Here is a 25,056-nt window from a genome sequence, read left to right on the forward strand (position 1 = left end):
TTCATTTATCCCGATAGCCAAGATTGCTCAAATATTTAAATTGAAGTATTTGTATGGGTTATCTCAACAGGTTGAGCTATGCCTGGTGCGAAACGCTTAGCGGTTGAATTTCGGCGCCAATCGCTATCAAAGGTTCACTTCCTGCAGTATCGACGTCACTCAATATCTGTGTATTGCACCGTCTTCAGGAACGTCTACGCGGTTATCGACACCCTTTTTCTTCGCAAAGTCACGTAGTTCCTTGCGTGTGAGAGACATATGATTAACTGCGTCCATATGCACTGCGACGATCTGTGCGCTTTTGGTTACCTGGGTGGCGCGGTATACGTCTTCCTCTCCCATGATAATTGAGCCCTCAAATCCAGTCATTTTTGCTTTACCAGCATTGAGAACGATGATTTCAGGCTTGAACTTTTCAATCGCCTGATCGACCTCTTTGCGCCAGATGGTGTCGCCGGCTAGGTAAATCGTTTTATAGCCTTTTGCTCGGAAGACCACCCCCATTGCTTCACCGAGAGGTTTCGCAAGCTCTGGCACCGCATACATTTCGTCAGTGCCATGTTGGCCACCGGTCTTAGTGAGTTTGACTCCTCCGAACTCGTCTTCATCGGTTAACACACGTACGTTGTCAAAACCTTGGGAACGAATTAAAGCCGCATCAGATTCGTGCTGAGTGAACAGCGGGATGTCTTTGGGTAATGCTTTTTGCGCCGCGTCATCCCAGTGGTCAAGGTGGGTATGGGTGACGATGATCGCGTCTACGCCGGAGATAACCTGATCGACGGACTCTGGTAGATCAACCAACGGGTTACGAAGATTACTGCGATAAGTGTTCTCAAAACCGGGGTAGGTTCCTTTTGTAGCCAGCATGGGATCAACCAAAAATGTAGTGTCACCGTACGTAATTTTCACGGTGGCATTACGTATTTGCTGTATCTCAACTTTGTGTGCTGCTTTAGCTGCTGGAGTCTTTACCGTTTCTGCATATGAAGAGGTAGCGAATGCACCACAAGCGAGGTGAAGAGCGAAGCGAAGGGGTGTGATATTCATGAGGGGCCCTGCCAGTCTGTTGAGGCTCCATTTTTATCCGCTCACCACCTACATACCAGTGGCCCAAATGACGTTTGTAGTTATAATTGGGCCAAATCGATAAGTGAGGAAGGTCTCATGTCCGCGATAGGTGTTGCCGTTCTTGCTTTCAATGGCGTAAGCCTTTTCCACCTTTCTGTTCCAGGAGTCGTGCTGGGCGCGGCCGAGGCAGTACCTGGAGAACCCCTATACGACGTCAAGTTTTGCGCGGAAGCGCCTGGGATGATAAGCAGTGATCAAGGCATCGGCATCGAGGTCATGTATGGGCTTGAGCTCATGCAGAGCTGCGAAGTAATCATCATTCCGGCTTGGAGCGACTTTTCAACCGTGGCTTCAACCCGGCTTATTGAGGCGCTTCAATTGGCCAATGCCGAGGGGAAGTTGATTATCGGTTTGTGTCTAGGCGCGTTTGTGCTGGGCGATGCGGGTTTACTCGATGAGAAAGAGGCAACTACCCACTGGGCCGCTCGCGAGGCATTCGCTAAGCGCTATCCGAAGGCCTGTTTTCGGCCCGAGGTGCTGTATGTCGCTGCCAATAACATAATGACCTCAGCCGGAACCGTGGCAGCGATAGATTGTTGCCTGCACCTCGTGCGTCAGCGACATGGAGCTGACGCTGCAAATCGCACTGCGAGGATGCTCGTGACCCCGCCACACCGGCAAGGTGGCCAGGCGCAGTATGTTGAGCAACCGGTGCCGCAGCTCGCTTCCGATACCAACTTATCAGACGTGTTGACGTGGGCGAGGGCGAATCTTTCTAGCAATCTTTCACTGGATATGCTCGCTGAAATTGCAAGGATGAGCCGGCGAACGTTCACACGCCGTTTCAAAGATGCAACAGGAAGCACTGTATCGAAGTGGCTGAATGCCGAACGGGTACTCAGGGCGCAGCAGTTGCTGGAAACGACGGATCTTCCTATTGAACTTATTGCTGACGAGGCGGGCTTTGGAACACCGCTATCTTTGAGGCAACAATTTAGTTCGCATCTTGGAACGTCACCCTCTGAATATCGCCGGATGTTTTTCCGCGAAAGGGAATCCAGTGTGAAAGCGAAAGATTTTAACAGTGGGCGGGGTGCAAAGCTCCCAATTCAGGCGGTTAGCACAGTGCCATAGCAGCCTGTACCTTATTCTTACCACTTAGTGCACGCATCACTTGGACATCCATTCAATTACCGCTTTATGGTCTTGAGCAGTGCAATCCATGCAGAGACCGCCAGGCGGCATGGAATTATACCCGTTGGCTACATGCTTCAGCAGTACATCCATGCCTTGGTCAAGATGCGATTGCCAGGCTTGAGTATCACCTTTCTTGGGGGCCAATGGCAGCTGACCGTTATGGCAGATTCCGCAAGATCGGTTGAACACCGCTTCGGGATCCTTCGCGGCAAAGGAGCCAAATGATAGCGAACCCAAAGCAAGTATTAATATATATCGCATTTATCCCCGCCTTTTCGTGTTCTGCTACCATGCATTATAATGGATCGCGTATCACTAAATTTTTTAAATGATTGGGTCTGATCTAATTGTATGGGTTAAATGTGGCAATGCTGGAGTGCGACGTTCTGCCTCAGTATGTCCGCTAGACTGTTTGCATTGCATGTTATTACCCGTAGTGTGACAGTATGTCGCGCCTCGTTCAGAGGATGCACACGGGTCACGGGCGGTCTCGGGACACTTGAAGCTTATTCGTGATCTTGGTCGCGAGCGCATTAAGCGTCGCGAGTGTCGATAGCTTTGACACCCACAGCGCCTTTAATTTTTTAGCATCCTACTCAGGTATTCGTAACCAGCGTTGAAATCCTTTTTCTCCAGCCGCCGTCAGAGGTGACCAGGCAAAATCCATTCTGGCAGGAGGCAGCGATTCGAAGTTGAAGCTCTGATGGTTTTCATAAGACTTCCACTCCAGCGTGATCGCCGGGATCACCGAGCATGTGACCAGTATTCCTTTCGCTTGACTAGAGTCTGTACTCACCCATCGTGCAGCTGCTGCAGAAAGTAAGCTTTCGACATGAGAGTGGTTTAACTCCGTGGCGAATTTTGAGTTAAGCAGCCACCGGCATAAGTTGACGTGGAACGTCCAATCTTGAGGTGGCTGTTTTCGATAAGCCCAGCTCATAAAACGACGGAAAATCTTTAACCCATCAGGCGGATCCAATTTCAGGAGTATTGGACACAAGTCAAAAATCAGGTGCCAGTACGGTAGTAGCTTCGAGTCTAATGTAATAAATGTTCTGGCATTACCCGGGTAGTCTGGAAATATCGCATTGCTGGCTCTTAGCTTAGGCATAGTCATCGCGCGTGGCCCTCCTGCCTATGGCGTGCTAATTTCAACCAGTCGACGCTGTGAAGTCGCAGCTTTGTCCGCAAGGTGCAACACGCTGAATGCAAAACGGGTAAGTGCCGAGTAGGTGAGTTTTTCATCTTTTTGAGCTCGTAATTTCGGTCGCTGCGAGGTTTGTCGGTGTTATCGCTTGGGCTGTGCGGCACACGTTTTTTAAAAGTCCAGCGTCAGCCCCGCGTAAACGGCCCGACCATCTCCAGATGCGTGTAGCGATTGCTGCACGCCAGCGCTGTCGTCATACCAGGCGTATTCGTAGTAACGGTCGGTGATGTTCTTGGCTTGCAGGTCGACGCTCAGGGTGGGCGTGAGCTGATAGACCGCCCCCAGGTTGAGCAGCACGTAATCGCCGAACTTGCCGGTGCTGTTGGTGCGCTCGAGGTAGTAGTCGCTCTGGCCGTTGAGCCAGGCGGACAATTCGAGCTCAGGCGTCAGCTGGTAGGTAGAGCCAGCGGCGTACAGGTGATGGGGCACATGATCCATCTCCTTGCCCTTGCTGGCCGGCAGGTTGGGGTTGGGCTCGAGGATTTCCGAGAACTGCCGCGAGTAGGACAGCCAGAGGCTGCTGGCGTCGGTGGGGTACAGGTTAAGCTGCAGATCCCAACCCTTGCGCAGGGTCTTGCCGACGTTCTCGGCATCGCCGACCGCGTCGTTGAGTTTGCGCTGCACTTCATCCGAGGCCTTCTGCTCCCAATAGGCGATACGGCCATCGATCCAGGCGGCTGGCTTGAACTTGATCCCGGTTTCCCAGCCATCGTTGATCGAGGGTTTCAGGTCGTCGCTGAGGGTCGCCAGGCGATAAGCCGCCGAACCGACCCCGACCTGATAGCTGCGGCCCCAGTTGGCATACAGGCTGGCTTGCTCCCAAGGCGAATAGACGACGCTGATCTTCGGCTGTTTGATCAGACCATAGTCATTGACGTCGGCATGCTCACCGGACAACCCGTTGACGTAGCCGCCATACAGCTTGTCGACACGGTACGCCGGGATGATCTTCAGCGTGTCGGAGGGCTCGATCACCGCCTGCACATAGGTGCCGTAAACATTCAGGTCGAACTGCTGATCGCGGGTCTGCGCCACGCGGGTGCGCTGTTGCGTGCGGTAACGCAGGCTCTCGTTCTCCTGGCGCTGTACCTCGGCACCACCTTCCAGGGCGAAGGCATGCAGATGCTCCACCTTGGGGCGCCAGGTCAGGCTGCTCAGGGCGCCGTACTGGGTTTCGTCGGCGTAGCGTTCCTGTTGCGACGAGGTGCGCCAGTACTGCGTCCAGCGGCGGTCTTCGAAGGTATTCACGTAGGCCTTGCTGGCCCAACTGAGGGTATCCGAGAGGTTGGCATCCAGATGCAGACTGAGCTGGTTCATTTCCCGCTCGCCGGTGTCGGTGGCGTTGTTGGCATAGGACTGCCGAGGCCGGTTGCGGGAGTCGGAGCGGCTCAGGTAGCCGGCTTCATCAGCATCGACCGTGTAGTGCCTGGCGATCAAGCCGGCGCGCCAGGCGTCATCGTCTGCGGTATAGAACCACTTGCCTGAAAAATTCATACGCTCGGCCTTGGCATGATCCCGATAGCCATCGCTGGCCTGATAGCTGAAGGCGTAGTTCTGGCGCCAGTTGCCGTCTTCAATGCCCTTCACCAGTTGCAGTTCACGGGTGTCGAAGCTGCCGTAGCGCAGCCGCAACTTGCTGTCGTTGCCGCCCTGGCGGGTATTGATGCTGGCGTTGCCGGCGATGTTGTGCAGCCCGTAGCGCGGGTCGTTGGTGCCGCGCACCACTTCGATACTGTCGATCTCCAACGGGAAGACCATATCGATGAAGGGCATGTTGCCGTCGTTGGTATTGCTGGGAATCCCGTCGATCAGCAGCTTGACGGCATTCACCTCACCCTCGCCATTGAAGCCGCGAAACGACAGCTTGCCGGAGGTGGTGCCCTGGTTGAACTGCGTGAGCATCACCCCAGGCGCGCGGCTGAACAGCTCCCAGCTGTATTGCACCGGCTGATTTTCGAGCATGTCGGCGCCCAGCACATCGACTGAGCTAAGAATGTTGCGGCTGGCCAGCGGGCCAGCTTGCCCTGCAACAACGCTGACTGCGCCCAGGGTGACGACCGAATCGCCGGTATGGGGAGTATCTGCAAGGGCTTGGCTCAGCGGCGTTACAGCAAATAAGCATGACAGCAGCAGGGGAGGTGCCGAGTGGGAGGTGGATAGGGATCGAATGTGAACGGACATTGCGTGCATCCTGTGAAAACGATAGGCGAAGGCAGCGCGCCTCAATACGAGGCATGCAAGCCGAAGGGTTAAGCCAAATCGAAAAGAGCTGTCAGGCCTTCAGCCAGACAGTCAGCAGGAGGGCGGTGCTCGGGGAAGATGCGCCACCCAGTTGTGCAGTGCCGTGGTGTGGGGCGTTTGATTTGGGGGATGAGTGGATTGTTCAGTGCCGGCAGGGCTAGCAGCCAGGCGGTACTTTTGAGCAATGCGACCCCACCGCCGAACGAGCACATCGGGCAGTCGATCTTGCTCAAGGGTTGAGGTAAGGACTGGTCGGAAAGCCCCTTTAACTCTGTGACGACCTGGTCGCCGATGGAAAGGCAGAACCCGCCTTGCAATCCGCTGAGCCTCAAGCCGCTAATCTGTCCATGCGCAATTGCGCACGCGAAGAGGCTGAAGAGCACGCAGCCATAGAGCGCCCAAGCGGTAAAGGCTCTTAGGGGGCGGCTCATCGGCATCCGTTCTTGCTCTGAGTATCTGGTTCAGGCCGGCGATTTTCATAGGTCTTGCGCTTTGCCGTCCTTTTGCGCGGAGCCAGGCGACGCCATCCCAGTACGATACCGGTCAGGCTGATGAGCAGGCCGCCAATGCTGAAAAGGATGATCAGTGGTTCACGCAGCCATGGTCGCTCCAGTAGCGGTGCCCAGTCCCAGCTGTGCAATAGATTGAACAGCAATCGCCCGGCGCGTTGATGCCGATCCAGTTGCTCGATCACAGCGCCGCTATAGGGATCAATATGCAGCCATGTGGCGGAAGGATCTTGGAAGCGCACACGCAGCATCGGCAGTCGCTTTCTCGTGGCGCCGTACATGCTCTGTTCGGCTCGAGAGACGTAGTAGAAGTCGTAGGCATCCAGCCATTCGACTTCAAGAACATCCTGGGGGCGTACGAGACGAACCGCTTTTTCCAATGTAATCGAAGGCAACTGAATCAGAGCCTGGGCTTCCTGGGTCTGCGGCAGGATCCGGCTTTCCCCGGTGCGGTCGTAAGCCACTCGATAGATGCGCTTGCCAACGATCTGCCAATGCAACTCCACGGGCTCGAAGCCTGCAGCTTGGAAGCGTTTTAACACTTTGGAGACTGGCTCTGTATTGATGTGACTGTCGAGGCTGATGCTTTGGTAGGCACTAGTATCCAGACGCTCCGGGTTTGCGAAGATGCCCCACGGCCGCATCGACATCAGTCCACTGAATATCCAGACAATGAGGAGGATCCCGAACAGCAACCCCGCGATATGGTGCCAGCGGGCCGAAAAGGTCTGATAAGGCGAGCGTGATCCGCTGCGGTAGGGCTTGGCAAACCGCCAGCGCAGGATGCCAATGATGTACCCCAGAACGGCCATCAGCGTTGCTGCAAGCGAGAGGTAGATGACGATCTGCGTCCACCAGGGATTGTCACGTAGGAGGTAGATCCAGTGCAGCCATGAGCCAACCCAATTCCATACCCGCTCGGTACTATTGGCGTCCCGTATCACCTCGCCGGTCTGGCTGGAGATATACAGCAACCGTGCCTGAGGCTCGTCCAATTGAACGACATGTAATGGCCGATCACTGTCCAGAGCGCGCGAGCGTGTCCAGGCATCTTCCTGAATAGCACTTAGGTAGCGGCGAGGCACTTGCGCGAACTGCTCGGCACTTGCGAGTGCCATAGCCGCATTCACATGTGTGACGCGCTGCCCGGTACGGGCCGCTACTGCGACACGTGTGCCCTCGGCGTATTCCAGTATGTAGTGCGGTAGCCCAACTACGGTAGTCAGTCGTACTGCCTTAGGCGTCGAGCCTGCAACCTGGATGGCCTGTGCCGGGCCTACGCAGCAATCGTTTGTGGCCAACGGTGGTAGATGCAGCAGATGCTCTTGAGGCGTCAGCTTTGGGTATCCAACGAACAGCATCACGACCCCGGAAAAGAACCAAAGGGCCATGAACAGGCACAGGACAATGCCCAGCCACCGATGCAAGAGATAGAGATAGCGCTTCATGATGGTCAGAAGCGCAGGGTGATAGGGCCGACATGCCTCATGTAGCTCGAGCCTCTACAAGCCTTTAGCTCGATGCCATCCACAGGCAAGTTGTGCTCTTGGGTGATTCGAACATGCGCAAGATCGCAGGCGCCGCGCAGCTGCACCTGAGAGGTGTTTTCTTGGTTCATGAACAGCAATTCCACACGAATGGACAGGCGCTGTTTCCGAGCAAAGCCAAGGCGTCATGCTGCGGATCAGCCAGAAATATTCACACTGCGTAGGAAGTGGAGGGTGGTGCGCGGGGATTGAGAGAGGGCCAGAAATATCGGGGAGGGGGCTGTGCCAGGGTACGTGTGATTACTGGAGAAAGGCTGCCATTGGGCATATTGCGCAGATTCCAGTCTGCCGTGTTCACTGCGACTGCAAGCGAAGAGGAAGAGCACAGTGGACAGTTAAGTTGGTAAGCCGCATGTTGCGTCTGGTCGGAGCCGTCTGCGTCGAAGCCTTGGCCATCACCACTACCCATAGAGCAGTAGCCGCCATTGAGACCGCTAAGTGCGAGTCCGCTCATCTGACCGTGATGAATACCGCAGGCGAACAGGCTGAACAGGACGCTGGCGTATAGCATCCATGCAACGAGTGTCCGTTCATCGCTTGCAGTTTTCATGGGCGCGACTTTAACACTAGGACAAGGTTTCGCACGCACTCGAGGCGTGGTGAATTGCCGCATGCCAGTACTGGTGATCATGACCGATAACGTTGAATCATTAAACCCGCACGCAGCTCGTGCAGTCCCTAGGGCCTTGATCTGAAATGTGCGCGATGCTCCCTTGGTGTCACGCCAAATGCTTTGATAAACCGCCTGATCAAAGTTGCTTCACTCCCGAGGCCCGATTTATGAGCTATTTCCTTGAGGGGGCTGTTGGACGTAACTAGCAGATGGCGGGCGGCATCCAACCGAAGCAGCTCCACCATTTTGCTGGGCGTCTGGCCGGTATCTGCCGTGTATTTGCGAAGAAATGTACGCTCGGTCATGTTCATAAAATCGGCCAATACCGGAACAGAAAGATCCAGGTTCAAGTTTGTGCTTATCCAGGCGTGCAGGTCAGAAAACTGACTGCTACCGGACTGCAGTCTTAAAGATGAACTGAACTGATCCTGATCACCAGGGCGCTTCAGGAACATCACAAGATGTCTCGCGACCTCGAGCGCTGCGGTGTGACCTAGATCCTGCTCAACAATGGAAAGGGCAAGGTCGATCCCTGATGTCACCCCTGCCGATGTCCAGACGTTTCCATCGTTAATGAAAATCGGCCCCCTCTTGACGATCACCTTGGGAAAGAACTTTTCTAACTCTTCATACGCAGACCAGTGTGTCGTCACTTTTCGGCCATCTACTTTACCGCCTGCCGCTAGTGCGAATATGCCTGTGCATACCGATACCAAGCGCTCCGCCTTGTCTGCATGAGCTACGAACCTGGAAAACTTTGACTCTTTGCAAAACTCCTGAATACCAGGCCCGCCAGGGATTATTAGAGTGTTTGGCGATGGCGTGTGCGCTTCTAGAACCTCGGCGCTGAGGGAAAGCCCTGTAAAAACCTCCGTATCACTCTCCAGAGCAAGGATCGATAAGGAATAGGGTGGAATAGGGGATTTCGTGTAGTGGTTGGCCGCGATGAAAACATCGAGAGGCCCCGCTAAATCGAGAAGACTGACCCCGGGATACGACATGATCTGTATCGACTTGCTGACCATTGATACCCCTCCAGAGCATGGCGGCTTGATCTTCCACCGATTGGCGGAAACGCGCAGTTTTTTGTCATTTTCGCCAAGATAGCCTGCCTTATGCTGGCTCCGCAATCCCGAAAAAGCGTTATTCAGCGCTTGTGAATTCGAGCTTGCCTGGCGAGGTGGAGGGAAAACCAGGGCTACTACCGCACCGATGCCATGAAGCAGGTTCGCTTTCAAATGCCCTTTCTACGCGCTCTAAGCCTTAGGGGTTCCACCATGTCACCAGTAAGCAACGTCATCGAGTTCGAGGCGAAAAAGGATGAAGACCTGCAGCTAGAGGTTCTATTGCTCTTGAAATACATAAAGCAGGTTTCGGTTAGGTGCACTGACTGCAGCCTGAAACGAACTCAGGTAACCAACGGTTGGATTATTGAGCTCGTTTGGTATGACGCAAACGCGATGCACGATCACTTGTCTTCCAAACCGCTTGAAATACTGGCGAATCTGTTAATTGCAAAATGCTCCCGAGTCTCTTTCGGAGCCTTGGTCAGCGCAGCGGCATGAGACGCCGTTCTTGCGGGAACTGACTCCTACCACTTAAAGGTAAAAAAATGAAAATTTGGATGATTGCTGCCGCAGTTGTTTTGTTGTCAGCTTGCACCAGTACGTTGCCGGCACCAACAGATTCGAAAAGTGTAGTGTTGTTTTCTAGCGACTCTACTCACACGCTAGTGGCCAGTAAATTGAATGGAGAGCGTGTGGAGAACGGGCGTTATTTTTCTGTCCTCCCAGGTCATAACCGTTTGGAAGTGCTCGTCGTTGGTGAGTCAGGTAAAAATTACACGTTCAACAGGTTTGTTTTGATCGACTATGACACTTTCAGCAAGGCAAGTACTTATAAAATATCGCTCACCGACAGGGGCCTTACCAAAGCCCTACAATTGATTGACGAGAATGGTGTGCTTCTGGGAGAGAGCTCTTTTTGATTCATGTTGAGAAATTTATTCGTGCCTCTGTGCCTTGAGAAAAACACATAAATCACTGCAGTTCAAACAATGGCCCTAGTTCGGCTCTCATTACTTTTTCAGATTAGAAAGACATTGCCAAGATTTTTGAAGATATCAGCTGCTGCAATCACATTGATGATCGTCATCGGTTGCTCGTCTAAACACATTACTGAGAACCACTATGACCAAGTAGAGGTTCCCGCCGGGTTACCAGCAGGCCCTGTCGCCCTGATCATTACTGGTTCAGTGATCGCGACGATTGAAGAGCTTGGGGCCTATAACAGGTATTACAAGGAAGCTCTGACGGCGCGCCTTTATACCGAGAACATCCGCCGTGCCTATGTGGAAACCTCTCAACCACACTTTAGCGTGGAGGGTGTGACGCGAGTACTCGAGGGACGGTTCGGCGAGGTTCGCTCATTCCAATCATCCGATGATGCTGCACGCAGTGGTTTTCCGCTCATTGCGACATTGAGCATGAAAACTCAGCTGATCGATGGTCGCGGTTCTGAGCCGACTTCTTCCCTTTCGTTGGCTTTCCAGAAGTCAAATGGACGTCACTTGGGAACCATCCATGGCACAGCAGCATTCGCGCTGGCACCACTTTGGCCCCGTAATAAACGAGAGAGTGAGATCGTTGCCGAAATACGGCAGCAGGGAGAGGTTCAGCGACAAGCACTTGAGTTACTCGAACAGCGATTGAAGGAAATACCTGCGGAGTAGGCGTTGCCGGTGACGATGTCGCAAGTCGATCTCTGCGATGGGAGGAGGGTATGCGGTTAGGTTCCTTGGAAATCGGCAGCTAAGGGGTGCGACAACTTGCCATCCTAGGTCGGGGCGTGTTGGTGGATTTTGCCAATTGGCCCCGAGATTGTCAGGTGCAGAGCCAGTTTGTATCGAGGTTCGTAAGCCTGAGGCGGGATGTCGCAGGTGCAATATGTTTCGCTGCTGTCAGCATCAGCGTTTCTACTGAAGGGTGTGCAGCTTTCAAACACCTCTGATCGGTTGGGGCAGTTCGGTTGTTAACCGCACTGGCCTGTGCGTCGACCCTAACTGCGGTAACGTATCGCCTCATGAAATTCGCACGCAATGAACGCGCGCTCGTAGCCTGGGTGCTCTATGGATGCATCCTGTTCAGTGCGTTCGCCTGCGCGATCGGTCACGCTCAGATGGCAGGCCTGCAGTTAACTGGCCTCGATGGGCAGTATTGTTCGCTCGACGGCAGTATGGGTACTGGGGCCGATCTTGATGGTTCTCGTTTGGTTGCAGCAAACCCCGCCACTGGATCCAGTTGTGCGCTGGCCAGCCTGTTCAGCGCCATCATTCTTGCCGCGTTCTTCGGTCTGTGCGGCTTGCTTGCTGCCGATCAGGTGCGGCCTCTACCTGGCTCACAACGCCCCCGATTGAATCGGTATCGCTGGCCTCCGGCCAATCCACGTGCATCGCCCCTCGGACTTCTCTCGCTCTGAAAGTACCCCTCAGGCTGGCTATGATGCCGGGCCTTGTGCGGGCTTATCGAATAAAAGCCTGGAAGTCCTTTATGTTCCGCATGACCACCCTGGCGCTGCTCGTTGGCAGTAGCCATCTTGCGTTGGCGCAAGATAACGCCCTGAAACTACCTGTCAGTACCGTCTCCGCAGTTGCCACAGAGCCTAAAGAAGCAACGGGTATCGATCTGGATGAGGCCATCGAGAGTGGCTCGCGCCTAAACCTGAGCGCCCGTGAGAACCCCGCATCCGTCAGTGTGGCCGACCGCGAGACGATTGAGCGCATCGGTGCGCGTAACTTCCAGGATGCGGCTAATGCGCTGCCTGGAGTGAATGCCTCCGCACCACCTGGCTGGGGTGGCTATGTCTCTTACCGCGGCTTCAACGGAGGGCAGATCGGGCAGTTATTCAACGGCATCAATCTGCAGTACGGCGGCTCAGCGCGCCCGGTCGGTGCGTGGATCTACGATCGCGTCGAGTTGCTGGGTGGGCCCTCGTCATTTCTGAATGGCAGTGGCGCGGTGGGCGGTAGCCTGAATTTCATCACCCGATTGGCCAGTCGTGACAAGGACAGCATCGAGGGGCGAGTGAGCTACTCGCGCTACGACACCTGGGAGACTGCTATCGGCGTAAACCAGGTCATCAACGAGGGTGACGGAGCGCGCCATTACGGGCGTCTGGACTACAGCCGCACCCACACCAATGGCTACATCGATCGTCAGGAGAACGGAGCTGGCAATCTGGCTTTTTCCTTGTTGAGCGATATCAACGACCAGCTCTCACACACACTCGCCATCGAGTATCTGGAAGAGCAGGAGGACAGCCCTTACTGGGGATCGCCAGTATTGCAGCCACTGAGCGGCAAGCTGAATATCCACAAACACAACCGTTTCAAGAACTACAACGTCGATGATGGGCGCTACGAGCAGAGAACTCGCTGGCTGCGCTCAATTACCGACTACCGCTTGGACGACTCCACCGGGGTGCGCAACACCTTCTATCACTACGACGGCCAACGCGATTATCGCAATCTCGAGGTATACCGCTTCAATGCGGATAACAGCGCGGTGGCGCGTTCTGGTGGCTATCGCCAGCGGCACGATCAGGAGGTGAACGGTAACCGCCTGGAGTTGACGCAGGCAGGCGAACTGTTTGGTCGGGCCAGTGACTGGGCCGTTGGCCTCGAATACAACCGCAACAGGCAAGTCAACTATCCACTGTCCATCAACGGGCCTTTCGGCTCTGCGGTAGACCCAGGCAGCTTCGATCCAGGCGAATTTCTCGACATCCCTGGCATGGATGCCGCACGCACGAAAGGTCGCAGCACCTGGACGGATACCACGTCGACCTTTGTGGAGAACCGCACACGCCTGACTGATCGTCTGGCACTGATTACCGCGCTGCGCTACGACCACATTGATTTCGAGGTTGTTGACCACGCGGCGCGCAACTCACTCAATCGCCGATGGGACGCCTTTACCGGCAGGGCAGGGCTCGTCTATGACGTGACCGATAACGCCAGCCTCTACACCCAATACAGCACCTCAGCCGAGCCGCCAGGCGGAACCCTGACCAGCGCAAGCATCGGCCAGGTCGGTGACTTCGACTTGAGCACCGGACGCCAGATCGAAGTCGGTAGCAAATTCGACTTCCTCGACGGCCGCGGATCTGCGACTGCAGCTGCTTACCGAATCGTGCGCAAGAACATCTCAGTGCCATCCTCCACACTGCAGAACACCACTGAGCAGGCTGGCCAGCAGACCTCTACGGGTATCGAGTTGGCAGCATCGTTCAAGGTAACTCCGCAGTTGTTGGCTGCCGGTAATTTCGCCTGGGTGCGGGCCGGATACGACGAGTTCAATGAAACCGTCGCCGGCGTTGTGCGTTCACGCAAGGGAAAGAACCCGGTGAACATTCCGGATCGCACCGCCAACCTCTGGCTGACCTACGATTTGGCACCGCAGTGGCAAATCGGCGCCGATGCACGCTACGTGTCTTCGGTCTACGCCAATACAGCCAACACCATGTGGGTGCCGTCCTACACGGTCTACGGAATGTTCCTCAAGCACGACCTCGACGTGCATACCGAGCTGAGTGCGCACCTGCGTAACCTCACCGACGAGACATACGCACGCTTCATTCATCAGACCAACACCCAGTACTACCTGGGTGAGCCGCGTAGCCTCGAAGTGGCCGTGCAGTGGAGATACTGATGATGCTCATACAGCGTCGTACCGAGTTACCAGTTCGCTCCTTCGCACTGCTGTCATGCTTGTTCTTGCTTATGCCTCTGGGCCACTTGAAAGCGGCTGATCCGGTACATGGGTTGCCTGCGCAAATCGAGCTGGATCCTCTGGATATTGTCGGCAACAGGGACAATGTACAGACGAGCGCGCGCGAGAATCTGGAGAGCCGAGCTGCCAGCACTGCTGTTATCGATGCCCAAAGTTACCGTAATGGACGAGCGACCACGGTGGTTGATGCCTTGGGCTATGCGCCGGGCGTTTTGGCTCAGAGTCGTCACGGCGATGAGGCTAGATTTTCCATTCGGGGCTCGGGTATTCAACGTGGCTTTCTGATGCGCGGCATTCAGCTTTACCAGGATGGCATCCCACTAAATCACGCCGACGGCAGTGGTGACTTCCAGTCAATAGAGCCTCTATCCGCGAAGTACATAGAGGTGTGGCGAGGCTCCAGCGGTCTGGAGTATGGCTCTAACGCACTTGGAGGTGCGGTGAACTTCGTCTCTCCTACTGGGCGAGATCATGGGCCTCTGCAATTGCGTACCCAAACTGGTGCCTACGATCAACGCCGCAATCAAGTGGCTGTTGCCGGGGCCGGCGATGTCTTCGACGGTTTTCTGAGCATCACCGACAGCCATCAGGACGGTTATCGCGATCAGTCCGCAACGGACTCCACACGTTACTTCGGCAATATCGGTATGCGAATTTCCCAAGACTTGGAAGCGCGTCTGTTCCTGACCCACCTCGAAAGCAAGATGGAAATGCCGGGGAGCATTAGCAAAACAGCACTACGCAACGCCCCCCGTTCTGCAGGTGCCAACTACGAGCGCCTGAATGCACACAACGACTACCGCCTTGATCGAGCAGCACTGAAGCTGAGCTGGAATGCTTCTGAGCAGACTGAAGTCGACTCGTCGTTTTATGTCGCGGATCGCAAGCGAGATCATGCGATGACCTTTGCGATTCTGCAGCAGGATCTTATCGATACAGGACTGAGCGTCAGGATGGCCACCGAGTTCGGTCAAGCGGATCTGACTCGCAAGCTGACATTGGGAGCTTCCTACTCACGTCTTGAAGGCGAAGAGGATCGCTTCACCAATCCTAACGGTAAGCCAGGTGTTCTGACCCGACAGAGCGATCTCGACGCTAACGAGAGCATTCTTTATGGCCAGTTTAAGTATGGACTGAGCAGCCACTGGGCCGTCGAAGTCGGCGTGCAGGTTGTGCAGGCTGAGCGCAAAACGACCTTCAGAGGGCTGCCCGCAATCAGCTATGACGAACGCTACGAGGGCATGAGTCCCAAGATAGGTGTGCTGTTTGAACCAGACGACAATACACAGTGGTTCATGAGTGTGAGCCGTGGCTATGAAGCGCCCCCATTTGGCGAAATCACGGTCAACACCCAGCCCCTCGCTGAAGATCAGGAGTCGACTACCTGGGAGTTCGGATACCGCCACCGTCGTGGTGATCTGCAGCTCGATGCGGTGATTTACCGCTCCTGGATCGACCGCGAATTGCTGTCGCTGACCGATAGCCTGGGCAATGCACTCGGCACGGTCAACGCAGACAAGACAATTCATCAGGGCTTGGAGCTGTACGCCAATGTACCTCTGGCCGAGCAATGGTCGGTGCGTATGAACTACCTCTTCAACGACTTCAAGTTCGATGGCGATTCGGTTTACGGCGATAACCAGTTGGCTGGAATCCCTCGCCAATTTATCCGCGCGGAACTGCGCTGGTCGCCGTCTTCATGGCTTTACATCGCGCCCGCTCTCGAGTGGTTGCCAGGCAAGACCTACATCGATCACGCCAACACCTTATCAGCCAGTGGGTACAGCCTGCTCAACATGACGGTCGGTGGTGCGTTGGGCCGGCACACCAGTTGGTTTGTAGAAGGGCGAAATCTTGCTGACCGCAACTACGCCGCCACAACAGCTGTGCAGGCCAATGTGCGGGGCGTGGACGGTGCTTATTACTTCCCCGGCGATGGCCGTAGCGTCTATTTGGGCCTCGAGTGGCGTCTATGACCGCTTCATGCTGAACCGATCTACAACTCATTCACCGTCCGCCGTTTAGTAGTACTGAACGACGCCTGCTTAAAACAAATAGGTATTCCCATGTCCCTCGCAAAATCTCTTTTGGCACTCTCGTTCCTGTCGCTTGCCCAGGTTGCCCATGCGCACGAGTTTCAGGCCGGTCACATCGAAATCATTCACCCGTGGTCACGCGAGCTCCCACCTGTGGCACCAACAGCTGCTGCGTACTTCGTCCTCAAGAATCAGGGCGGCGACGCTGATCGCCTGCTCAACGTGAGTACCAGCGTCGCCGGAAAAGCAGAGCTGCACGAGCATGTGCATGCTGACGGTGCGATGAAGATGCAGCAGGTGATAAGCGTAGAAATTCCTGCTGGCGGTGAAGTGAAATTCGAGCCGATGGGCTATCACGTGATGCTGATTAACGTGAAGCAGCAAGCCAAAGCGGGTGATCACTTTCCCCTAACGCTGACCTTTGAAAAGGCCGGCGCGGTTGAAGTCGACGTCGTCGTACAAAAGGACGCCCCGGCTGAGCAGCAATCTCACCAAGGCCATGGCGAAGGTCACCAGCACTGAGTTTCAGGGCGCCAAGGGGATTCCCGATATTCCCTTTATCGCGGCCAGCACAGCTGCTGGCCTGCGGTTGCCAAGAGAACTCTCACTGTAGAGCCAATCTCGAGCTCGCCTAGTATTTTTTGGAGAGATACTGATGCGTCGTTTGCTACTGTTTTTCACTGCTGCATGTGTTGTCGGAGCAGGAGTCGCCTACTGGGCCTTTAAGGAAGCGCCATTGGATGAGGCGGAACTGGCCAGTGCTGATATCGTGCTGATGCCCAGCCCTCGTGAGCTTCCAGATGTTCAATTGGCGACCATGGATGGGCAGGCTTTCGGCCCGGAATTCTTCGCTGGAAAATGGACAATGGTGCTGTTCGGTTACACCTATTGTCCGGATATCTGCCCTACAGCCTTGAGTGAGTTGAGGCAAGTTTACTTGGCGCTACCGCCCGAATCGCGTGAGCTGATGGGAGTGACGATGGTCAGCGTCGATCCGCACCGGGATACGCCAGAGCGTACTCAACAGTACGTGACGTACTTCGACCCGAGTTTCACAGCCATGACGGGCGAACTCGCTGCAGTACAGCATGCCTCCAGCGTTATCGGTTTGCCGTTCGTGCCTGGTGACATCCGCATGCCGAACTACCCTGTCGTGCATACCGGTAACCTGGCTCTGATAAACCCCGAGGGTAAACAGGTCGGTTACGTCAGAGGGCCGCTCAAGGTGAACGAACTCATCGAGATCCTACCGAAGCTGTTTTCGATCGCTAGCCCCTAGCGAGGTCGGATTGACCTCTATCACCTAGATTACGCTTCGTGCTCCCCCGGCCAGGGTACGGCTGGAACGATCGCATGGGAGGAAATCAGCGCGAGTCAGTTCAAGCTGCTGCCTTCCCAACGTAGCACAGGGTGTGATGCACGCATTCAGGCTCAGGCGTGTGCTAGCAAGGTCAGGTACGCCGCAGCATCCAACTGCCTGACCTTGTGGTTCCAGGCCTAACCGTCCGAATACGTCATTTTGCATTCATTGCAGTGCACAGCATGGGCGACGTCCCTGCGATCGCCCGACTCGGTTTCTGTCTAAGCGTGGAACACGTTCGAGATACGTTAAATCGGCGACACCTTGACGCTCGCAAGGAGGCAAAAATTTACCTCTCCAGCCGCCGTACAGTTTGTGGTGACATCCCGTGGAGCTTAATAAAAGCTCGTCTCATCCGCTCTGGATCAGTGAAGCCCACTGAAACAGCTATTTTTTCAATTGGCTCCGAACTTTCGCGTAATCTCAGGCGCGCAGCTTCAACACGCAAACGCTCCACTGCTTTGGCGGGTGTCTCCCCAGTTTCCTGACGGAATGCTCTACCAAACTGCCGAATGCTCAAGTTAGCTACCTCGGCGAGGCGTTCGATGGGCAAAGGTTCGGCGAGATGATCACGCGCAAACGTTAGCGAACGCCTTATACGATCGGATGCCGGCTCCATCTTTGAGAGCTCTGAGAATTGCGATTGCCCCCCAGTTCGGCGGTGATACACGACAAGGTGTTGAGCCACGGATTGAGCTATTTCTACTCCATAGTCTGCCTCAATCAGTGCTAGGGCCAAGTCAATTCCAGCAGTCGCGCCCCCCGACGTCCATGTGTTCCCATCGGCCACGTAGATCAGATCGGGCTGCATCGTAACGGCGGGATACCGCTCCAGAAATATAGGTACGGCTTTCCAGTGAGTTGTTGCGCGTTTTCCGGCGAGAAACCCTGTCTCTGCCAGAAGAAAAGCGCCAGTACAGACACTGGCTACCCGGATAGCACCCAAAGCGTGTGTGCTGGCTGCGCAGATCTGTTCTGCCTCGAACATTGGTTCCAGACGGCCGCCAATGAAAATTACAGTATCTGCCGTGAACGCGTTGAATGCGTTCGTCTCCACAGCAATGCCGCTGCTGCTGATTACAGCGCCACCCTTGGAGGATGTGACGGCAAGGGTGTAGACGTTTCGGCCGGCCACTAGCGAGGCGGCTTCGAATGCGGCAAGAGGCCCGGCTAGGTCGAGCAACAAGAATTCGGGGCAGACGTAGAGAGCAATGTTTTTCATATGGCGTTTTATAAGGGATTTGCGACCTTTACGCCATCCGAGCGTTACAGGAGACTGGCACTCGAATCATTCTTTGGCTCCGCTCCGGCTTGCCATACCCCAACGATCCGCAATGACCAAACTATGAAATGCTCTTGTTCCTTCAACCCCATAAGCGTAAGCGCTATGTCTTGCTCGGTGTCAGGCGATAGCTCGACTTCCTCGGGGAGAGTAGGCCCTATTTCCCATACCATTCTTAAGCTAGCCATATCTATCGAGCCTGATGTTTTAGAAGTGGTGAGGTGGTTTGCAGATGACCCCATTTTCACACTGGGTGGGTGCACAGCTAAGGACTTAGTTGCGTCTGGGAGGGGCCAGTCTGTCGTGAGCTTCCTTCATAAGGTGAAGCGCAGCGAGGGGGAGGTCATCAACCAATGATCTGGAGCGAAGAGCGCACCAGGCGATATCCGAAGACTTAGAAAATTTCCGAATTTGCTTGGATTATTCAAACTTGCACCAATTAAAGATCAGTGCTCGGAAACGAGAAGTTATCACTAGCAGAGCAGTTGCTGCGTTGCTCGCAGCATGGCTTTGTAGCTCGATTATACAGCTTGGCGGCTGCAGAACGGACTCCAATCAAGGAGATAATTTTGTCTTTGAATCAAGGCTTTCCGAATATGGTTTTTTTAAGGGAACCATTTCCGAGCTTGTTCCTGTTGATGAAGCTTCAATTATTGAAATAGCGTCGCCGCTATTCACTGATTACGCAGAGAAGCAACGCCTAATTTTTTTGCCGAAGGGAGAGAGAATGAGGGGGAAGGGTAGTGATCTTCCTGATTTTCCAGATGGCACTGTAATCGCCAAAACATTCTTCTATCCGCGATCAACTAAAGGCGCTGGCATCTCGAAATTAATAGTGGAGACCCGGGTTCTTATTAAAAATGAGTCCGAATGGAGTGCTGCTACCTATAAATGGAACGCCATGCAGGATGAGGCTTTTCTGCTACAAGACAGCGCCACAGTTCCTATCTCTTTTATTGACGAAAAAGGGCACAGCAGAAGCATCGATTACAGGGTTCCCTCGCGTTCCGACTGTCTTGCCTGCCACCGTCAGGGCAGTCAGCTTGTTCCTCTCGGTATGAAGCTTAGAAATATGAATATCGACGTACAAAGGGATGGGGCACTCGTCAATCAGCTCGAATACTTACAGAGCGGCAATAAGCTAGATATGATCCCGCCGGCGGTAGTCATACGCACACCTGATTACAGGGCCGAACTGACCTCCCTTGAAGATAGGGCCAGAGCTTATCTTGACGCTAACTGTGCGCACTGCCACAGGCCTAAAGGTACAGCTAGGTTTACCCGACTTAACTTGACGTACGAGGAGACAGCTGACCACGTAGCGACCTATTCAAAGCGGCAAGAAATTGCTAGGAGAATGACAACTTCAGGCCCTCTACACATGCCGCAAATTGGCACAACTGTTTCTCATGACGAGGGTATCCAGTTGGTCATCACGTACTTAAGCGGTCTTGATGCGAAGGTGAGGGACTGAAAAGTATCTTGTCTGTGTTCAAACATTTTAAAGCTACATCGGAACCGAAGAAGACATTTGGGTACTGGACTTCGCGTTTTTGTAGTCGGCATCTACCATCCCTCAATGCTGCTAATTATTGATAGGTTTAAGGCATGCAAAATTCGAAAGGCTTCGAAGCTTCCCCTTTACGAAGTCTGATATGGGCTGCGCGTGTTGAGGGGCTTACACTGCTACTGCTCGTAGGCGTTGCAGTGCCACTAAAATACTTGGGCGGCGATCCCCAACTAGTCTCCTTTCTGGGGCCCGTTCACGGGATTGCCTTTATTACTTATGTTTCAACTGCACTCATGGCAGCGGCAGAGCGCTCTTGGAGCAGGGGGATGCTGCTGCGGGTGTTGCTCGCTGCCTTCGTCCCAGCGGGAGGCTTCTTTACAGCGCGGCTCCTGCGAAAACAGGGTTAAGAAAGAGGAGTGGATAGTGCTTTATTTGACGCTTAAGGTGATGCACGTGTTCTTCGTGCTGTTGTGGGTCGCCGGAGTTATCATGCAAGCACTGTTGTTAAGGGTGAGCAGAAAATTGCCGGGCCCTCCAATGCCTGAAGAACGTTCCACCTTGCGTCTTCTGATCAAGTGGAACCGGCATATAACCACGCCCGCTATGTTGGTTGCTTTTAGTAGCGGTGTCGGTGTTGGAATTACTAGCGGATGGTTTGGAGCAGGATGGCTGTCTGCAAAAATAGCCATTGTCATGCTGCTTGCGGGCGCTCATAGCGTCCAGGCCGGCACATTACGTCGGATATTGAATAACGGAAGTGCCAACCCTGGAATTGATCTAAGAGTCTTGTTGTCAATCATTCTTGGTGCGCCGCTAGTAATTGTTTTTCTTACGATATTCAAGCCGTTTTAATGGCTTTAGGGGTTTAGATAGGTCGCCTCTTTATTACGTCTATTACGATTCTATCGGTTATTCGAGGAATGGTTCAGTTCTGATGATCCCAGATCTTATCTCTAATCAGGACTCACTGACTTGCGAAAAATTTCTTGCTTCCGCGAGCAGCCAGTCTCGAAAGTTCCGAACCTTTGCTAGTTCCCCGAAGCCTTCCTTGTATACGAGATAATATGCTTGGGTGAGGGGGCACTCTAAACCTTTATCTACGAAGGGGCGCATTAGACGTCCCGCTGCCAAATCATCATGAACTATGACACTTCTAGCCAGCGCTAAACCATGACCCTCGATAGCTGCCTGTAGAACCTCAGCCGAACTAGTAACTCGCAATCCGTTACCGGTCGCGATGTGCTCATACCCTGATGCATCCAGCCACATTCTCCACGTTGGATAATCATGATCTTCAGCCATGCTAAGGTCATGAATGAGCGTCGACTTTTCCAATGCTTCGCGCTCGAGTATCCCGTTTTGTAACAGCCGAAAATTTGGCGAACAGACTGGGAAAATTACCTCATCCATCAAGTGGATCGCTATTAGTCCCACCCAATCTCCAGATCCGTAGCGAACACCTATATCGAAATGCTGACTTTTGAAGTCTACTGATCGAGGATTGGTATCGAGTAGCACATTGATTGTCGGATATGCCTGTTGAAATCTCTCAATTCGAGGCAGCAGCCACTTAGAGGCGAATGCTGGGCTCAAGGCTACCGTTAAACTGGATCGTCGACTATCGTCTTTTAGACATGCTAGCCCAAAGTTTAGGCGATCAAATCCTTCTTGGATATATGGCAATGCTGCCTGCGCTGCATCCGTAAGTATTAGACGATTAGCTCCGCTTCCTATTCGAATAAAAAGAGAAACTCCTAGCAATGCCTCCAAACTTCTCACCTGTTGACCGACTGCAGCAGGGGTAACGCTCAGTTCGATTGCTGCTTCAGAGAAGCTTTGATGTCGTGCTGCAGCTTCAAAAGCTCGTAACGCATTGAGGTGTGTAGGTGCTGGCATTGATAGTTTTTCTTTTTCGCTAGGCAAGATCTTATGCGTTGCCTTCTCAGTATACCTCTATCAGCATATGCGCTCAATCTGGAGAAAGCAAAGGCCGATTGTTTGAAAAGCAATTCAAAACGCGACCAGTGAGGCATTAATATAGTTTTTTGGTGTGGCGGTATAACAGTTTTCCGCATCAATCTAGAGTTCTTTAACGAGGCAGCTAAATGATCGACTGGAAAGAGTATTCGGGCCAACTGACAGAAAAAGTCGGGCAGTTCGCAAAATTGGCGCCTGACACGATGCGTGGTATTACTGCAATTGGCAGTGCACCAGCAAAGCACTTACACCCTAAAGTGCATGAGCTGATTGCATTATCTGTAGCGGTCACGACTCGGTGTGATGGTTGTATAGCTGTACACGCTCAAGCAGCATTGGGGCACGGTGCTACGCGAGAGGAAATTGCTGAAGCGTTGAGCGTGGCTATAGCGTTGAATGCGGGCGCGGCGCTGACCTATACGGCACGCGTCCTTGATGCGGTTTCTGCCTTTGAGAAGACGTAGTTGGGGCCAGTTGTTTTTTACCTTGGCTTCAGTGGTCTTTGTGAATGTTGAAGGAGGGATGGCGGATTGATATTACTCAGCCGTCCTTTGTTCTCCTTTGAATGATCAATCTTTGCTACAGCCACTGGGTGCTGCTCAGTAGGATAACCGGTAAGGTAATTGCCGCAAGCAACGTCTGGCCCGCAACGATTCCGGCCATCAGGGGAGCATCCCCGCCTAGTTGTCTCGCCATGATATAAGAGGATGAAGCGGTAGGTAGCGCCTGGAACAATATAGCTGCAACTGCTGCTTCACCTGTTAAGCCAAATATGTGGCAAAAACCAAGCGTCATGAAGGGCATGAGTAAAAATTTTATAGAAGACGACCACACGATCGGTCTCAGCCAGCTGATCGAGTTGCTAAGGTTCAAAGCCGCTCCCACACACAACAGTCCCAATGGCAATGACGCTTGACCGAGAGCTTTTAACACCGGCTCGACCCAGGCGGGAATTCGAAACCCTATCGTTTGAGCGATGATACCGAGGGTGCAAGCGATCACGAGGGGGTTTAGCATCAGTTGCCGTCCTATGGACTTTGGTGACAGCTGGCCGCCAGCGCCATAACGCGCGAAAACTAAAATGCACAGCACGTTTACGGTTGGTACGATCGCTGCGTTAGCTACCGTCGCCAGCGCGATTCCATGAGCGCCGAGCAATCCTGCAGCAATTGAAATACCTACGTAGTTGTTGAAGCGCACACCGCCTTGAAAGACTGAAGTAAATCCCGGGTCATCAATTCCCAGCAGTGGCTTCGTCAAAACGAGCGTTGCGGCTGCTATTACTGTTGAAAATACTAAGGCGAGAGTCATCTCAATAAGCGGAACTTTGCCAAGTTCCGCTGTTGCTAGGCTGTGAAAAAATAATGAGGGTAGGAGAACGTAATAACCTAAGCGTTCCGCCTGCGACCAGAAAGATTCTTGTAAAAAGCCCCTATGCCTGAACCATGCTCCCATTCCGATGAATATTATGATTGGGGCCAGGGCTAGGAGTAGTAGATATGTCATTTTTCGCTAACCAATGCGGCTACAAGACGTTTACAGCCTTCGACGAGGCTAGCCTGGTCGGTTGCAAAGGAGAGCCTGATGTGACCTGGCATCCCGAATGCACTGCCGGGGACAGTTGCCACTCCGGACGTTAGTAAGTCGTAAGCGAGCTTTTGGTCGTCAGTGATACCTTTAATCTTGGGCAGGAGGTAAAAGGCGCCCTCGGGGCTTGTTACATCGAGTGCCATTGAAGAGCTCAGGATGTTCATCGCAGCATCTCGGCGCTGGCGATAGATCTCATTGCGTTCTTGCAAAAAGTCGCGCGGGCCGTTCAGTGCTGCGATAGCGGCGTGCTGGCTGAGTGTGCTGGTTTGCGTGCAATTCTGAGATTGCACTGAGGTGATGGCTGCTATCAGCGCGCGTGGGCCGCAGCCCCAACCAACCCGCCAGCCTGTCATCGCATAGGCTTTAGATACACCATCGACGATCAGTACGCGCTCTGCTAGGTCAGGCGCTACGGCGGCGAGGGTTGAGTAAGATTCGCTGACGTAGAGAATTTCAGCGTATATATCGTCAGACAGAATCATCACTTCGGGATAGCGGCGCAGCACCTCTGCCAGAGCTTCCAGATCTCGCTTGCTGTATAGCGCGCCTGATGGGTTCCCTGGGGCATTCAATACAAGCCAGCGCGGGCGCTTTGAGAGCTTGAGTGCGGCGGCGAGGTGTTCTGGCGTAATTTTGAACCCCTCTGCGGCGGTGGTCGGGAGTACCACTGGTGATGCGCCGCACATTCTGATCATGTCTGGATAGCTAGCCCAGTACGGTGCAGGAATGAGAACGTCGTCGCCGCGCTTCAGCGTGGCAAAAAAGGCGTTGAAGATAATCTGTTTGGCACCGCAGCCAACCGCAACTTGATCATCGTCGTAATTCAACCTGCGGTCGGCTTCCATGCGATCGCGAATGGCTTGCCTTAAAGCGGGTAGACCATTTGCGGGCGTGTATCCAAGGCGTTGCTGCATCGCCTGCAGTGCAGCCTCGATGACATGGCTCGGAGCGGTGAAATCAGGTTCTCCAAGAGTCAGATCGATCACGTCGTGATTGGCCGCCCGCAGTTCGGCAGCTCGTCGAGCCATGAGCAGAATAGGAGATTGGGTGATCTGGTAATTGGGGCTGATCATCGCAGAAGCGCTCTTGGTGGGACTTAATGAGCGCTACGATAGCGATGTGATCTA

General features: G+C 53.9%; 25 protein-coding genes. 12 read left to right on the plus strand and 13 right to left on the minus strand.

Translation table 11 applies throughout. From position 1 onward, the window contains the following. Positions 1-159 precede the first annotated feature (159 nt). On the minus strand, positions 160-1,050 hold the full coding sequence (locus tag SA190iCDA_RS11610; protein ID WP_070886929.1) for an MBL fold metallo-hydrolase: 891 nt from the start codon (positions 1,048-1,050) through the stop codon (positions 160-162). Between the two features lie 117 nt (positions 1,051-1,167). Here SA190iCDA_RS11610 and SA190iCDA_RS11615 point away from each other — a divergent pair, with 117 nt between their 5' ends. Next, complete coding sequence (locus tag SA190iCDA_RS11615; protein ID WP_070886928.1) at positions 1,168-2,205, plus strand: GlxA family transcriptional regulator; 1,038 nt, start codon at positions 1,168-1,170, stop codon at positions 2,203-2,205. Positions 2,206-2,241: 36 nt separating this feature from the next. Here the strand turns inward: SA190iCDA_RS11615 and SA190iCDA_RS11620 are convergent, their stop codons facing one another. The 8 genes from SA190iCDA_RS11620 to SA190iCDA_RS11655 all read right to left on the minus strand — a co-directional run bounded on the left by SA190iCDA_RS11620 (position 2,242) and on the right by SA190iCDA_RS11655 (position 9,410). After that, positions 2,242-2,529, minus strand: coding sequence for a c-type cytochrome (locus SA190iCDA_RS11620; protein ID WP_083329855.1), 288 nt, complete (start codon positions 2,527-2,529; stop codon positions 2,242-2,244). A 331-nt stretch (positions 2,530-2,860) separates the two neighbouring features. Continuing rightward, on the minus strand, positions 2,861-3,385 hold the full coding sequence (locus tag SA190iCDA_RS11625; RefSeq protein ID WP_083329854.1) for a putative natural product biosynthesis protein: 525 nt from the start codon (positions 3,383-3,385) through the stop codon (positions 2,861-2,863). A 201-nt stretch (positions 3,386-3,586) separates the two neighbouring features. Further along, positions 3,587-5,665, minus strand: a complete 2,079-nt coding sequence (locus tag SA190iCDA_RS11630; RefSeq protein WP_070886927.1) for a TonB-dependent receptor — start codon at positions 5,663-5,665, stop codon at positions 3,587-3,589. Between the two features lie 59 nt (positions 5,666-5,724). Next, positions 5,725-6,147 carry a DUF2946 family protein gene (locus SA190iCDA_RS11635; protein ID WP_236100841.1) on the minus strand — a complete coding sequence of 141 codons (423 nt, stop codon included), beginning with the start codon at positions 6,145-6,147 and terminating at the stop codon, positions 5,725-5,727. Then, on the minus strand, positions 6,144-7,673 hold the full coding sequence (locus SA190iCDA_RS11640) for a PepSY domain-containing protein (protein WP_070886925.1): 1,530 nt from the start codon (positions 7,671-7,673) through the stop codon (positions 6,144-6,146). Before SA190iCDA_RS11640 ends, SA190iCDA_RS11635 begins: the two co-directional genes overlap by 4 nt. Before the next feature lie 5 nt (positions 7,674-7,678). Then, positions 7,679-7,843, minus strand: a complete 165-nt coding sequence (locus tag SA190iCDA_RS11645) for a hypothetical protein (RefSeq protein WP_170833971.1) — start codon at positions 7,841-7,843, stop codon at positions 7,679-7,681. A gap of 80 nt (positions 7,844-7,923) precedes the next feature. Beyond that, positions 7,924-8,403 carry a DUF2946 domain-containing protein gene (locus tag SA190iCDA_RS11650; RefSeq protein ID WP_329610153.1) on the minus strand — a complete coding sequence of 160 codons (480 nt, stop codon included), beginning with the start codon at positions 8,401-8,403 and terminating at the stop codon, positions 7,924-7,926. 47 nt (positions 8,404-8,450) lie between these two features. Further along, complete coding sequence (locus SA190iCDA_RS11655) at positions 8,451-9,410, minus strand: GlxA family transcriptional regulator (RefSeq protein ID WP_070886924.1); 960 nt, start codon at positions 9,408-9,410, stop codon at positions 8,451-8,453. A 587-nt stretch (positions 9,411-9,997) separates the two neighbouring features. On the opposite strand from SA190iCDA_RS11655, the gene SA190iCDA_RS11660 reads away from it, so the two are divergent. From SA190iCDA_RS11660 to SA190iCDA_RS11690, 7 genes are all read left to right on the plus strand, one after another. Beyond that, entirely contained in the window at positions 9,998-10,372 is a 375-nt protein-coding gene (locus tag SA190iCDA_RS11660) for a hypothetical protein (RefSeq protein ID WP_139159533.1), read from the plus strand. Between the two features lie 156 nt (positions 10,373-10,528). Then, positions 10,529-11,116 carry a hypothetical protein gene (locus SA190iCDA_RS11665; RefSeq protein ID WP_139159532.1) on the plus strand — a complete coding sequence of 196 codons (588 nt, stop codon included), beginning with the start codon at positions 10,529-10,531 and terminating at the stop codon, positions 11,114-11,116. Positions 11,117-11,466: 350 nt separating this feature from the next. Further along, positions 11,467-11,862 (plus strand): DUF2946 domain-containing protein, encoded by a 396-nt coding sequence (locus SA190iCDA_RS11670; RefSeq protein WP_083329851.1) that lies wholly within the window; start codon positions 11,467-11,469, stop codon positions 11,860-11,862. A gap of 71 nt (positions 11,863-11,933) precedes the next feature. Further along, the gene (locus tag SA190iCDA_RS11675) at positions 11,934-14,093 is read left to right on the plus strand and encodes a TonB-dependent receptor (RefSeq protein ID WP_070886921.1); all 2,160 of its coding nucleotides are present in this window, start codon (positions 11,934-11,936) and stop codon (positions 14,091-14,093) included. Continuing rightward, on the plus strand, positions 14,093-16,150 hold the full coding sequence (locus SA190iCDA_RS11680; protein ID WP_236100842.1) for a TonB-dependent receptor family protein: 2,058 nt from the start codon (positions 14,093-14,095) through the stop codon (positions 16,148-16,150). The genes SA190iCDA_RS11675 and SA190iCDA_RS11680 overlap by 1 nt, the downstream gene beginning before the upstream one ends. 90 nt (positions 16,151-16,240) lie before the next feature. Further along, positions 16,241-16,732, plus strand: coding sequence for a copper chaperone PCu(A)C (locus tag SA190iCDA_RS11685; RefSeq protein WP_070886920.1), 492 nt, complete (start codon positions 16,241-16,243; stop codon positions 16,730-16,732). Between the two features lie 133 nt (positions 16,733-16,865). Then, positions 16,866-17,489, plus strand: a complete 624-nt coding sequence (locus SA190iCDA_RS11690) for an SCO family protein (RefSeq protein WP_070886919.1) — start codon at positions 16,866-16,868, stop codon at positions 17,487-17,489. Positions 17,490-17,859: 370 nt separating this feature from the next. Here SA190iCDA_RS11690 and SA190iCDA_RS11695 read toward each other — a convergent pair whose 3' ends face one another. Then, a complete protein-coding gene (locus SA190iCDA_RS11695; RefSeq protein WP_070886918.1) occupies positions 17,860-18,792 on the minus strand; it encodes a GlxA family transcriptional regulator in 933 nt (310 codons plus the stop codon). Between the two features lie 475 nt (positions 18,793-19,267). On the opposite strand from SA190iCDA_RS11695, the gene SA190iCDA_RS11700 reads away from it, so the two are divergent. From SA190iCDA_RS11700 to SA190iCDA_RS11705, 3 genes are all read left to right on the plus strand, one after another. Continuing rightward, complete coding sequence (locus SA190iCDA_RS11700; RefSeq protein WP_139159530.1) at positions 19,268-20,326, plus strand: hypothetical protein; 1,059 nt, start codon at positions 19,268-19,270, stop codon at positions 20,324-20,326. A 134-nt stretch (positions 20,327-20,460) separates the two neighbouring features. Then, positions 20,461-20,769, plus strand: a complete 309-nt coding sequence (locus SA190iCDA_RS23435; RefSeq protein ID WP_083329849.1) for a DUF3817 domain-containing protein — start codon at positions 20,461-20,463, stop codon at positions 20,767-20,769. Between the two features lie 40 nt (positions 20,770-20,809). After that, the gene (locus SA190iCDA_RS11705; protein WP_236101280.1) at positions 20,810-21,214 is read left to right on the plus strand and encodes a CopD family protein; all 405 of its coding nucleotides are present in this window, start codon (positions 20,810-20,812) and stop codon (positions 21,212-21,214) included. Positions 21,215-21,319: 105 nt separating this feature from the next. On the opposite strand, the gene SA190iCDA_RS11710 is transcribed toward SA190iCDA_RS11705, so the two are convergent. Continuing rightward, complete coding sequence (locus SA190iCDA_RS11710; protein WP_083329847.1) at positions 21,320-22,258, minus strand: LysR substrate-binding domain-containing protein; 939 nt, start codon at positions 22,256-22,258, stop codon at positions 21,320-21,322. 209 nt (positions 22,259-22,467) lie between these two features. Here SA190iCDA_RS11710 and SA190iCDA_RS11715 point away from each other — a divergent pair, with 209 nt between their 5' ends. Next, a complete protein-coding gene (locus SA190iCDA_RS11715) occupies positions 22,468-22,803 on the plus strand; it encodes a carboxymuconolactone decarboxylase family protein (protein ID WP_083329846.1) in 336 nt (111 codons plus the stop codon). A gap of 115 nt (positions 22,804-22,918) precedes the next feature. Here SA190iCDA_RS11715 and SA190iCDA_RS11720 read toward each other — a convergent pair whose 3' ends face one another. Both SA190iCDA_RS11720 and SA190iCDA_RS11725 read right to left on the minus strand, forming a co-directional pair. After that, positions 22,919-23,845, minus strand: a complete 927-nt coding sequence (locus SA190iCDA_RS11720) for an AEC family transporter (protein ID WP_070886916.1) — start codon at positions 23,843-23,845, stop codon at positions 22,919-22,921. Further along, positions 23,842-25,002: a pyridoxal phosphate-dependent aminotransferase gene (locus SA190iCDA_RS11725; protein ID WP_070886915.1), complete on the minus strand. Its 1,161-nt coding sequence runs from the start codon at positions 25,000-25,002 to the stop codon at positions 23,842-23,844. Before SA190iCDA_RS11725 ends, SA190iCDA_RS11720 begins: the two co-directional genes overlap by 4 nt. Positions 25,003-25,056 lie beyond the last annotated feature (54 nt).

It is taken from the genome of Pseudomonas argentinensis (assembly GCF_001839655.2).
GTDB lineage: Bacteria > Pseudomonadota > Gammaproteobacteria > Pseudomonadales > Pseudomonadaceae > Aquipseudomonas > Aquipseudomonas argentinensis_B.

What these genes read in the sequence shown, in the direction of transcription:
- SA190iCDA_RS11695 (WP_070886918.1), bottom strand. Translation starts at nt 18,792, where the DNA reads ATGAAAAACATTGCTCTCTACGTCTGCCCCGAATTCTTGTTGCTCGAC.
- SA190iCDA_RS11655 (WP_070886924.1), bottom strand. Translation starts at nt 9,410, where the DNA reads ATGGTCAGCAAGTCGATACAGATCATGTCGTATCCCGGGGTCAGTCTT.
- SA190iCDA_RS11640 (WP_070886925.1), bottom strand. Translation starts at nt 7,673, where the DNA reads ATGAAGCGCTATCTCTATCTCTTGCATCGGTGGCTGGGCATTGTCCTG.
- SA190iCDA_RS11725 (WP_070886915.1), bottom strand. Translation starts at nt 25,002, where the DNA reads ATGATCAGCCCCAATTACCAGATCACCCAATCTCCTATTCTGCTCATG.
- SA190iCDA_RS23435 (WP_083329849.1), top strand. Translation starts at nt 20,461, where the DNA reads ATGCAAAATTCGAAAGGCTTCGAAGCTTCCCCTTTACGAAGTCTGATA.
- SA190iCDA_RS11720 (WP_070886916.1), bottom strand. Translation starts at nt 23,845, where the DNA reads ATGACATATCTACTACTCCTAGCCCTGGCCCCAATCATAATATTCATC.
- SA190iCDA_RS11690 (WP_070886919.1), top strand. Translation starts at nt 16,866, where the DNA reads ATGCGTCGTTTGCTACTGTTTTTCACTGCTGCATGTGTTGTCGGAGCA.
- SA190iCDA_RS11625 (WP_083329854.1), bottom strand. Translation starts at nt 3,385, where the DNA reads ATGACTATGCCTAAGCTAAGAGCCAGCAATGCGATATTTCCAGACTAC.
- SA190iCDA_RS11715 (WP_083329846.1), top strand. Translation starts at nt 22,468, where the DNA reads ATGATCGACTGGAAAGAGTATTCGGGCCAACTGACAGAAAAAGTCGGG.
- SA190iCDA_RS11685 (WP_070886920.1), top strand. Translation starts at nt 16,241, where the DNA reads ATGTCCCTCGCAAAATCTCTTTTGGCACTCTCGTTCCTGTCGCTTGCC.
- SA190iCDA_RS11665 (WP_139159532.1), top strand. Translation starts at nt 10,529, where the DNA reads ATGATCGTCATCGGTTGCTCGTCTAAACACATTACTGAGAACCACTAT.
- SA190iCDA_RS11650 (WP_329610153.1), bottom strand. Translation starts at nt 8,403, where the DNA reads ATGATCACCAGTACTGGCATGCGGCAATTCACCACGCCTCGAGTGCGT.
- SA190iCDA_RS11670 (WP_083329851.1), top strand. Translation starts at nt 11,467, where the DNA reads ATGAAATTCGCACGCAATGAACGCGCGCTCGTAGCCTGGGTGCTCTAT.
- SA190iCDA_RS11630 (WP_070886927.1), bottom strand. Translation starts at nt 5,665, where the DNA reads ATGCACGCAATGTCCGTTCACATTCGATCCCTATCCACCTCCCACTCG.
- SA190iCDA_RS11675 (WP_070886921.1), top strand. Translation starts at nt 11,934, where the DNA reads ATGTTCCGCATGACCACCCTGGCGCTGCTCGTTGGCAGTAGCCATCTT.
- SA190iCDA_RS11645 (WP_170833971.1), bottom strand. Translation starts at nt 7,843, where the DNA reads ATGAACCAAGAAAACACCTCTCAGGTGCAGCTGCGCGGCGCCTGCGAT.
- SA190iCDA_RS11680 (WP_236100842.1), top strand. Translation starts at nt 14,093, where the DNA reads ATGATGCTCATACAGCGTCGTACCGAGTTACCAGTTCGCTCCTTCGCA.
- SA190iCDA_RS11620 (WP_083329855.1), bottom strand. Translation starts at nt 2,529, where the DNA reads ATGCGATATATATTAATACTTGCTTTGGGTTCGCTATCATTTGGCTCC.
- SA190iCDA_RS11615 (WP_070886928.1), top strand. Translation starts at nt 1,168, where the DNA reads ATGTCCGCGATAGGTGTTGCCGTTCTTGCTTTCAATGGCGTAAGCCTT.
- SA190iCDA_RS11710 (WP_083329847.1), bottom strand. Translation starts at nt 22,258, where the DNA reads ATGCCAGCACCTACACACCTCAATGCGTTACGAGCTTTTGAAGCTGCA.
- SA190iCDA_RS11610 (WP_070886929.1), bottom strand. Translation starts at nt 1,050, where the DNA reads ATGAATATCACACCCCTTCGCTTCGCTCTTCACCTCGCTTGTGGTGCA.
- SA190iCDA_RS11635 (WP_236100841.1), bottom strand. Translation starts at nt 6,147, where the DNA reads ATGAGCCGCCCCCTAAGAGCCTTTACCGCTTGGGCGCTCTATGGCTGC.
- SA190iCDA_RS11705 (WP_236101280.1), top strand. Translation starts at nt 20,810, where the DNA reads ATGCACGTGTTCTTCGTGCTGTTGTGGGTCGCCGGAGTTATCATGCAA.
- SA190iCDA_RS11660 (WP_139159533.1), top strand. Translation starts at nt 9,998, where the DNA reads ATGAAAATTTGGATGATTGCTGCCGCAGTTGTTTTGTTGTCAGCTTGC.